Annotated in this window: 8 protein-coding genes and 1 riboswitch; of the genes, 4 read left to right on the top strand and 4 right to left on the bottom strand. The window is 66.9% G+C overall.

Annotated elements, in window-relative coordinates; all coding sequences use genetic code 11:
* On the bottom strand, window positions 1-928 hold a 928-nt coding region (locus A5756_RS21625; RefSeq protein WP_066957322.1), incomplete at its 3' end, for a LysR family transcriptional regulator.
* A 179-nt stretch (window positions 929-1,107) separates the two neighbouring features.
* Between A5756_RS21625 and A5756_RS21620 the strand changes: the two genes are divergently transcribed.
* Both A5756_RS21620 and car read left to right on the top strand, forming a co-directional pair.
* Window positions 1,108-1,863, top strand: coding sequence for a L,D-transpeptidase family protein (locus A5756_RS21620; protein WP_066957318.1), 756 nt, complete (start codon window positions 1,108-1,110; stop codon window positions 1,861-1,863).
* Between the two features lie 115 nt (window positions 1,864-1,978).
* Window positions 1,979-5,569: a carboxylic acid reductase gene (gene car / locus A5756_RS21615; RefSeq protein WP_066957316.1), complete on the top strand. Its 3,591-nt coding sequence runs from the start codon at window positions 1,979-1,981 to the stop codon at window positions 5,567-5,569.
* A gap of 11 nt (window positions 5,570-5,580) precedes the next feature.
* Here the strand turns inward: car and A5756_RS21610 are convergent, their stop codons facing one another.
* Window positions 5,581-6,189: a hypothetical protein gene (locus tag A5756_RS21610; RefSeq protein WP_066957320.1), complete on the bottom strand. Its 609-nt coding sequence runs from the start codon at window positions 6,187-6,189 to the stop codon at window positions 5,581-5,583.
* 128 nt (window positions 6,190-6,317) lie between these two features.
* On the opposite strand from A5756_RS21610, the gene A5756_RS21605 reads away from it, so the two are divergent.
* Window positions 6,318-7,280 (top strand): NADP-dependent oxidoreductase, encoded by a 963-nt coding sequence (locus A5756_RS21605; protein ID WP_066957314.1) that lies wholly within the window; start codon window positions 6,318-6,320, stop codon window positions 7,278-7,280.
* A 73-nt stretch (window positions 7,281-7,353) separates the two neighbouring features.
* On the opposite strand, the gene A5756_RS26095 is transcribed toward A5756_RS21605, so the two are convergent.
* Entirely contained in the window at window positions 7,354-7,563 is a 210-nt protein-coding gene (locus A5756_RS26095) for a hypothetical protein (RefSeq protein WP_067791583.1), read from the bottom strand.
* A 282-nt stretch (window positions 7,564-7,845) separates the two neighbouring features.
* Window positions 7,846-8,017, bottom strand: a riboswitch (M-box (ykoK) riboswitch).
* Between the two features lie 126 nt (window positions 8,018-8,143).
* Here A5756_RS26095 and A5756_RS21600 point away from each other — a divergent pair.
* Window positions 8,144-8,803, top strand: a complete 660-nt coding sequence (locus A5756_RS21600; protein WP_066957312.1) for an O-methyltransferase — start codon at window positions 8,144-8,146, stop codon at window positions 8,801-8,803.
* Here A5756_RS21600 and A5756_RS21595 read toward each other — a convergent pair.
* Window positions 8,800-9,473 (bottom strand): SGNH/GDSL hydrolase family protein (locus A5756_RS21595; protein WP_197505811.1); only part of this gene is annotated, 674 nt, incomplete at its 5' end. The two genes, A5756_RS21600 and A5756_RS21595, sit on opposite strands and share 4 nt — an antisense overlap.

Raw genomic sequence — 9,473 nt, 5'->3', positions numbered from 1 at the left:
GCCCGTGGGTGATTCGCGATAACTGCGCGTCGAAGAACTCGTCCAGCGACAGCTGCGCCGCGGAGGAGGCGAGCGCGCGGGCGATGGGCGACCCCGGCCCGGCGGAATTGGTGGCCAGCGCGACGTCGGCCTTGAGCACCGGGTCGACCATTTCCACCGCGCGCACCTCCCGCCCCAGCGGCGACGTCCACAACCAGGTGTGCGGCACGATGCATGCCCAGTTCCCGGCGGCGACCTGAGCGAACAGCGAAGCGACGGAGTCGGTTTCGACCTGCGGAGTCACTTCGATGGCATGGTCGGCGAAAGCCTTGTCGATGATCTGGCGGTCCCGCATCTCGGGTGTGAGCAACGCCAGCGGCAACTGCGCGGCCTCCGGCCAGGTCATCGTCGAGGCCCCGGATCCCAGCATGTCCGCGGGCGACAACAACACATAGTGCTCCTCGTAAAGCGGCACCAGGTTCACGTCGTGGGCCTCGTCGGGCGCCGCGTGCACGATCGCGGCGTCCAGTTCGAATTCGCGTAGCCGCCGGTACAGTTCGGTGCCGGACAACCGGGAAAGGATGTGCACCTTCGCCAACGGGTGCGCCGAACAGAACGCCGAGAGCACCAGGGAGGCGGTCGTCGAGGCGGTGGGGACCGTGCCCAGCCGCAGCATCCCGGTGATGCCAGAGCGCACGGCATGCACCTCGGACTTGAAGGCGTCGTGCTCGGCGAGAATCCTCTTGGCCCACACCACCAACCGCTCGCCCTCAGGTGTGAGGCCCTCGAAGCTGTGCCCGCGATTGATCAGCGTGACGTTCAATTCCCGTTCCAGCTTGGCGATCGCGGCGGAAAGCGCGGGTTGGGATACGAAGCACTTTTCGGCCGCGCGGGCGAAGTGGCGCTCCTGCGCGACCGCGACGAAGTACTCCAGCTGACGGAAGAGCACCCGCACCTCCTCGCCCTCCGGGCAGTGATTTCTGAGGCTAACGCGTCGCTAGGCCGCCAGCCAATCCAGCGGGCCGAGGGGCGACCGGCGAAGCCACAAATGTTTGCTGAAAGCGACAACGCGGGTACAGCCGGTAGAATACAGTCGTGTTAATCGCACCATCTCGAAGGGCGGACGCTATGGTTCGTGGTGTTCGTTATCTATTTGTTATGGTCGCGATCACGGCGATCGGCCTGGTCGCGCCGATCGGTCGCAGCCACGCGTCAATCCCGGTACCACCGCCCACCCCGGCGATTGCCTCGGTTTTGCCGGCCAACGGCGCGGTGGTCGGCGTGGCGCACCCGGTTGTGGTGACGTTCACCGCACCGATCACGGATCGAGGCGCCGCCGAGCGGTCCATCCACGTCACGTCGCCGAACAACACGCCCGGACACTTCGAGTGGGTCGAGAACAACGTCGTGCAATGGGTGCCGAACCAGTACTGGCCGGCCCACACCCACGTTTCGGTGGGCATTCAGGCCCTGACCACGGGCTTCGACACCGGTGACGCGTTACTCGGTGTCGCCAGCATCTCCGCGCACACCTTCACCGTCAGCCGAAACGGAGAAGTGCTGCGCACCGTGCCGGCGTCGATGGGCAAGCCCAGTCGGCCCACGCCCATCGGCAACTTCACCGCCCTGGAAAAGCAGCGCACCGTGGTCATGGACTCGCGCACCATCGGCATCCCACTCAGCTCGCCCGAGGGGTACAAGATCACCGCCTCATATGCGGTTCGCGTCACCTGGAGCGGCGTCTACGTGCACTCGGCACCCTGGTCGGTCGACTCGCAGGGTAATGCCAACGTGAGTCATGGCTGCATCAATCTCAGTCCCGACAACGCCGCCTGGTACTTCAACCAGGTCAACGTCGGCGATCCCATCCAGGTCGTGGCATAGCGGCGCTGCCCGCGCCCTCCGCTCGCCGGTGTGACAACCGTCACAACCATTGAACGGAAGACTGGCCCGCAACGGTCGGTTCCCGGTAGACGAGGATCCGAACGGGAGGCTGGCCATGACCGGTGATGCGGAACAACAAGAATCCACCATCGAGGGTTCGATCAGTCCGGTACGGAAGCGGGTTGCCGAACGTATTCGCCAACTGGACGCGACGGACGAACAGTTCCGCAGCACCAAACCGAATGCCGCACTGCAACGAGCGGCGCGCGAACCGGAGCTTCGCCTGACACAGATCCTGCAGACCTTCGTCGAGGGCTATGCCGATCGTCCGGCGCTGGGTTGGCGGGCACGGTCGCTGGTCGCCGATCCCGCGACCGGCCGCACCACCGCGCAGCTGCTCCCCCGGTTCGACACCATCAGCTACCGAGACCTGTGGGCGAACGTGGGCGCGATCGCCAGCGCCTGGCAGCACGACGCCGCCGATCCGGTGATGCCTGGAGACTTCGTCGCCACAGTGGGTTTCGCCAGCGCGGAATACCTGACCCTCGACCTGGTGTGTGCCTATCTCGGCCTGGTGGCGGTGCCGCTGCAGCACAATGCGGCGGCCTCACGGTTGCAGCCGATCGTCGCCGAGGTGGAGCCGCGGGTGCTCGCGGCTGGTGCCGGCTACCTGGATCTGGCCGTCGAGGCAGCGCTGGGCAGCACGTCGTTGCGGCGCGTGGTGGTTTTCGACTACTCCCCCCAAATCGACGATCAGCGCGAGGCTTTGGAGCGCGCTCGCGTGGAGCTGTCGGCGGCCGGGATGGCGGTGACGATCGAGACGTTCGACGAGTTGATCGAGCGGGGCCGCACCCTGCCGCCCGAGCCGGCATACACCGGTGACACCGATCAACGCCTGGCCATGATCATGTACACCTCGGGGAGCACCGGACTGCCCAAGGGCGCGATGTACACCGAGCGCATGCTGTGCAAGCTGTGGACCAACGAGCTGATGCCCGACTTCGCGGACACGCCCGTGTTCAACGTCAACTTCATGCCGCTCAATCACCTCGGTGGCCGGATACCGTTGTCGACCGCGTTCCAAGCGGGCGGCACCAGTTACTTCGTTCCCGAAAGTGACCTGTCCACGCTGTTCGACGACTGGAACCTGGTGCGCCCCACCGAAATGGGGTTGGTGCCGCGGGTTGCGGAGATGCTCTACCAGCGCTACCAAAGCGCCGTCGACCGGCGGGTCTTCCAGGGGACCGACCCGGCGTCCGCCGAGGCCGAAGCGCGGGCTGAGTTGCGCGAGCAGGTTTTGGGCGGACGCATCATCACCGCGTTCTGTGGCACCGCGCCGCTTGCGGCGGAGATGCGCAGTTTTGTGGAGGCCTGCCTGGACGTGCACGTCCTCGACGGCTACGGCCTGACCGAGGTCGGGATGGTGACCAAGGACGGCCGGATCGCCGCGCCGCCGGTTCTGGGATACAAGCTCATCGACGTTCCCGAACTGGGTTATTTCCTTACTGACAAACCTTTCCCGCGGGGCGAGCTGCTGGTCAAATCGCTGACCGCGACGCCCGGATACTTCAAGCGCCCGGATGTCACCGCCAACGCCTTCGACGAACAGGGCTACTACCGGACCGGGGACGTAATGGCCGAGCTGGAGCCGGGCCGGCTCGCTTACGTCGATCGGCGCAACAACGTATTGAAGCTCGCCCAAGGCGAATTCGTCGCCGTCGCGCGCCTGGAGGCCGTGTTCAGCAGCGCGGCCCTGGTTCGCCAGATCTTCGTCTACGGCAACAGCGAACGCCCGTACCTGTTGGCGGTCGTGGTCCCGACCGCCGACGCGCTGGACAGGTTCGCCGGCGACGGCGACGGGCTCAAGGCCGCCCTGCGCGAATCACTGCGCCAGTCAGGCAAACTCGCCCAGCTGCAGTCCTACGAGGTGCCCGTCGACTTTCTCGTCGAGGCCGAGCCGTTCAGCGAGGACAACGGGCTGCTGTCCGGGGTGGGCAAGTTGCTCCGGCCGAAGCTCAAGGAGCACTACCGCGAACGGCTCGAGCAGTTGTATGCGGAGCTGGCAACCAACCGGGTGACGGAGCTCCGGGCGCTGCGCGAGGGGGTGGCCGACCGTCCGGTCATCGACACGCTGGCTCGCGCCGCCGAAGCGCTGCTCGGCCTGGCCGGCGGCCCGCCCGAACCCGATGCCCTGTTCATCGAACTCGGCGGAGATTCCCTGTCGGCCTTGACCTTCTCCAACCTGCTGCGAGACATCTTCGACGTCGAGGTGCCGGTCGGCATGATCATCGGCCCGGCCACCGATTTGGGCCAGCTTGCGGAATACGTTGAGGCCGAACGCCGAACGGGGTCCAGGCGAACGACATTCGGGTCGGTGCACGGGCGGGACGCCACCGAGGTCCGCGCCGCTGACCTCACCCTCGACAAGTTCATCGACGCGAAAACATTGGCCGGCACCCCGGCCTTGCCGCGAGCCACCGGCACCCCGCGCATCGTCCTGTTGACCGGCGCCAACGGTTATCTGGGCCGCTTCCTGTGCCTGGAATGGCTGGAGCGGCTCGCCGAGACGGGCGGAAAACTGGTCTGTCTCGTGCGTGGCACCGACGCGGCGGCCGCCACCAAGCGGCTGGAGGATGTCTACCGCAGCGGCGATCCGCATCTGGTCGAGCGGTTCCGCGAGCTCGCGGCCGAACATCTCGAGGTCGTCGCCGGCGATATCGGTGCACCGAATCTGGGGCTGGACCAGCCAACGTGGGACGGGCTGGCCCGCACCGTGGACTTGATCGTCCACCCGGCGGCGCTGGTCAACCACGTCCTGCGCTACGATCAGCTGTTCGGGCCCAATGTCGTTGGCACCGCCGAGGTTATCCGCCTGGCGATCACCACCCGCATCAAACCGGTGACCTACCTGTCGACGGTCGCGGTGGCCATGTCCGTCGATCCGGCCGACTTCAAAGAGGACGGCGACATCCGCACGATCAGCCCGGTCCGGCCGGTCGACGGCAGCTACGCCAACGGGTACGCCAACAGCAAGTGGGCCGGCGAGGTGCTGCTGCGCGAGGCGCATGACCTGTGCGAGCTTCCCGTCGCCGTCTTCCGGTCCGACATGATCCTCGCCCACAGCCGCTACGCCGGACAGCTGAACGTGCCGGATGCCTTTACGCGGCTGATCTTCAGCTTGCTCGTCACCGGCATCGCACCGTCGTCGTTCTACGAGACCACCGACGCCGGTGGCCGGGCCGTCGCACATTACGACGGGCTGCCCGCCGACTTCGTGGCCGAAGCGGTGACCGCGCTCGGCGAGCAGATCGCGACCGCCGCCGACGACACGGGATCCGTCGGGGTGTTTCGCTCCTATGACGTGATGAACCCGCACGACGACGGGATCTCGCTGGACGTGTTCGTGGACTGGCTGATCGCCGACCGTCACGACATCCGGCGCATCGACGACTACGACGAGTGGCTCGGTCGCTTCGGCACCGCGCTTCGGGCTCTACCGGACAAGCAGCGCCAACAGTCCGTGCTGCCGTTGCTGGATGCTTACCGGAAGCCGGAGAGGCCGCTGCGTGGCGCGCCGGCCCCGACCGAGGTCTTCCGCGCAGCGGTCCAGGCCGCCAAACTCGGTGCGGACAGAGACATTCCGCATCTGTCGGCGGACTTGATCGCCAAGTATGTTTTCGATCTGCGATTGCTCGGCCTGCTGTAGACGCGGCGCGCCTAGCCGGGCAGCGCCTTCTTGATGGCGGCGTCCTGCTTGCGCCCGATATCGACGGCCGCGGCCGGATTGATCGGATCGCCAGGCGCGCTGTGGAATTCGAGGTTCACCAGCGCTCTGCCCTCGCTGAACAGCAACACCGTCACCGATTGCGCTGTGTCGGGCGATGTGCCGGAGATGATGGTCCCGTTGGAGCCGACGTCGATCGGCTGCCACGTGCCGTTGACCGTGCCGCCGTAATTGGCTCGGGTCCTGTCGATTCCGGCCGCCGCCGTCGCGGGATCGGCGACGATGAGGATGCTGTCGCCGATTCGACGGCTGTGGTCGGCGCTCGCGAACAGCTGAGCCACACCGGGCGCATTGTTGGGGTTCAGCACGGGCGGTTGCGGGGCGGTGAGATCGCCGCCGATGTCGGCCGGCTTGATCAGGAGTGCGCTGTAATCCATGGGTTGGCCCGGCGACGGGCTGGAGACGCTGGAACTCATAGAGCGCGCAGCGGAACTCGAGTCAGTGGGGGACGCGTTGTTGCCGCCCCCGCAGCCGGCAAGCGTCGCGCCGGCCATGACGGTGGCCACCGCCCATCCGGCGGCATCGATGCGAGCAACCTCCATGGCCATTCCTTCCACGTCCTGGCCGGCGGCGCACTCGAACGTGCGCCCGCGCGACGGTGAGTGGGTACCCGTTTTCCAGCGCCTATGCTGGCGTCGGTGGCCATGGGTGCGGCGGGGAGGAGATCGAGATGACGGTTGCGACTGCGCGCGCCGTTCGGTTCGACCGGTACGGGGACCGCGAGGTGTTGTACGTGGCGGACATCGACATGCCCGTCCCCGCGGCCGGTGAGGTGGTCGTCGAGGTCCGCGCCGCCGGGATCAACCCCGGCGAGGCCGCCATCCGAACCGGGGCGATACATGAGATGTTTCCCGCGACGTTTCCGTCCGGCGAGGGCAGCGACCTCGCCGGCGTGGTGACCGCGCTAGGCCCCGGGGTCACCGAATTCTCGGTCGGCGACGAGGTTTTGGGGTTCAGCTTGCGCCGCTCCAGCCACGCGACCCATGCCGCGGTGCCGGTCGGCCAGCTGATTCGCAAACCGGCCCAACTCAGTTGGGAGGTCGCGGGTTCGCTGTACGTAGTCGGCGTGACCGCGTACGCGGCCGTCCGCGCGGTGGCGCCGCAACCGGGTGAGACCGTGGCCGTCTCGGCGGCGGCCGGCGGGGTGGGCAGCCTCGTCGTGCAGCTTCTGGTGCTGCGCGAGGCGCGGGTGCTCGGCATCGCCGGGCCGGGCAACGCCGACTGGCTGCGGGCTCACGGCGTCACCCCGATCCCTTATGGCGACGGCCTGGCCGAGCGGCTGCGCGAAGCGGCGCCCACCGGGATCGACGCGTTCATCGATCTGTTCGGCCCCGACTACGTGCAGCTCGCCGTCGACCTCGGCGTCGCACCCGAACGAATCGACACCATCATCTCGTTCCAGAAGGCCGGCGAAGTCGGCGCCAAGACCGAAGGCAGCGCCGAGGCGTCGACCCCGGAGGTGCTGGCCGAGATGGCCGACCTCGTCGTCAGCGGCGCCATCGATTTCGAGGTCGCCGCCACCTATCCGCTGGATCGGGTCGCCGACGCCTACGAACAATTGGAGAAGCGGCACACCCGCGGCAAAATCGTTCTGCTGCCGAACGATTCGATCCATAGCAGAGCCATCCCGTAGTTCTGCCCGCCCCAACGCGCCGGCGCCGACGGCCTCGGAAGAGACGAGGGTCGTGGTGTTCTCGTGGAATCCGTCACCGCCGGTTGCCGGTCGAAGCGTGCCCGCCCAGCGAGGCGGTGACGACCGCGATCGGCATCCGTGACACGTACAGGTTGGCCCGCTCCTGGGGAGTCAGGGTGGTCCGCGCGTGCACCTTGCCGACCAACAGCCGCGCCGAGCGGAGCAACGCCCGTCCGCGCCCCCCGGTCCGACCGTGAACGCGGTGTGTGACAACAAATGCCATGATCTTCTCCTTTGGGAAGGTCCGATCGGCTCAGCTCATGGCGCGGGGTCAGGGGCGGCAGCTCGCGGGCAGGCATTGCGCGCGAATCACCGGAACGCCCGTGAAAGCTCAGGCGGCAGAAGGAATGCCGGAACCGGATCGGGACAAGACGGAATTGGGATACGGACTATCGCTTGGACTGGTCTCGCTCATCTCGCCCTCACCTCCTCACGGCCACGACACACGCGGGTGTCACACATCACCTGAAACGGGAGAGGCACGAACGCCGGCGGCGTGCCGGCCGGCGCACCCCTCTCGTCGGAGCTTCGGCACTGCACGGCGTATCCGAAACTTCCGGAAGCCACTTGGGCTCAACCCTTGGGTCCGGGAAGAGCTGTCCTGACCCGGGGCGTCTCTCGACGTTCGGGGTCAGTGGCCTGTGTCCATGCAGACGCCTCACCTACCGAGGTGCTTGCGAAACCCTTTCTACACCGCGGTTCAGGGCCCGTCAAACTGATTGACATATCCCTTACGGCGGCTCACCGCCGCTCCGACCTGCGCGCGGTCGGTCGCCGGCCACCGCGCGCCTACCCTCGACAGCATGGCCAACACTCTGCAAGATCCGAAGGTCGCGACCGTGCTCGACCGCATGTATACCGAAGCGAAGAACCAGATGTCGCTGTTACGTCAGCGGCATGGCGACTTCGACCGGCCGATGACGGCGCAGGAGCGCGCCGACGCGATGAGCGAGTTCTACATCCCGGTCACTCCCGAAGCGGGCCGGCTGCTGTACGCCCTGGTGCGTGCGACCCGCCCGGGCACCGTCGTCGAGTTCGGGATGTCGTTCGGCATCTCCGCGCTCCACCTGGCGTCGGCGGTGCGGGACAACGGCGCCGGGCGGGTGGTGACGACCGAACTCAACGACAGCAAGATCGCCGCCGCTCGGAAGACGTTCGCCGAAACCGGCCTGGACGAGGCGATCACCATCCTCGAAGGGGACGCGCTGGCCACGCTGGCCGAGCTGGACGGGCCGATCGACTTCGTCTTGCTGGACGGTTGGAAGGACCTCTATCTGCCGGTGATCGAGCTGCTCGAACCGCGGTTGTCGACGGGCGCATTGGTGGTGGCCGACAACACCAGCGCCGCAGACACCCAGCCGTATCTGGACCGGGTGCGCAATCCCGCGAACGGCTACGTCAGCTTCAACTTTGCGGTACGGGACAGCGACAGCATGGAAATCAGCTGCCGCACCGGCGATTAGCGCAGGGATTCCTCGAGCCACGGCGTCAACCACTTCACCCCTTCGGGGGTGAGGTGTACGCCGTCGCTGCGCACCTTGATGCCGTCGACCTTGGCGGTGTAAACGCCGTCCGGACAGAGCTTTTTGTTCAGGTCCAGGATTTGCACATTCGGATGGTGGCTGACGGTCTTGCGCAGCATGGTGTTCCACAGGTTCACCCGGTCGGGCTGATCCTCCGGATACAGCCGGCCGTCCGGCTTTTCGCCACCCCTGCTGTACGGCACGGTGGCGACCACCACTCGAACGCCGGTGGAGCTGACGATGTTCAGCGCCCGCTCCAGCTCGCCGTTGAGATACGCGTCGAAGGTGGGGTCCCCGATGTGTGTCCATTGCCCCTCGTTGACGCGGTCGACGGTTTCCCAGCGGCCGATGATCAGCAGCGCGACGTCCGGCTGGTCCTGGCTGACCTGTTTCGACCATCGAATCGGCCAGCCGTCGCATTCGGCTCTCTGCTCCAGGGTTTGGCCGATGTACCGATACGGCGTGCCGCGCACCAGGCTGCAGCCGATGACGGTGTGGTCGAGGAACGCGAATCCCGGCGTGGGTGGCAGGTAGTGCATCCATGTCCACCCGATCGAATCGCCGAACACCGAAACGGTGAAGGGCCGGTTGGGGTCCCGGGGGCCGGGCG

Source organism: Mycobacterium sp. 852002-53434_SCH5985345, assembly GCF_001667155.1.
In the GTDB taxonomy this organism is placed as follows: domain Bacteria; phylum Actinomycetota; class Actinomycetes; order Mycobacteriales; family Mycobacteriaceae; genus Mycobacterium.
This window is presented reverse-complemented; position numbering and strand designations above follow the sequence as displayed.

Bases quoted from the DNA above. Each gene is read 5' to 3' on its own strand.
- A5756_RS21620 (WP_066957318.1), top strand. From the start codon at position 1,108: ATGGTTCGTGGTGTTCGTTATCTATTTGTTATGGTCGCGATCACGGCG.
- car (WP_066957316.1), top strand. From the start codon at position 1,979: ATGACCGGTGATGCGGAACAACAAGAATCCACCATCGAGGGTTCGATC.
- A5756_RS21610 (WP_066957320.1), bottom strand. From the start codon at position 6,189: ATGGAGGTTGCTCGCATCGATGCCGCCGGATGGGCGGTGGCCACCGTC.
- A5756_RS21605 (WP_066957314.1), top strand. From the start codon at position 6,318: ATGACGGTTGCGACTGCGCGCGCCGTTCGGTTCGACCGGTACGGGGAC.
- A5756_RS26095 (WP_067791583.1), bottom strand. From the start codon at position 7,563: ATGGCATTTGTTGTCACACACCGCGTTCACGGTCGGACCGGGGGGCGC.
- A5756_RS21600 (WP_066957312.1), top strand. From the start codon at position 8,144: ATGGCCAACACTCTGCAAGATCCGAAGGTCGCGACCGTGCTCGACCGC.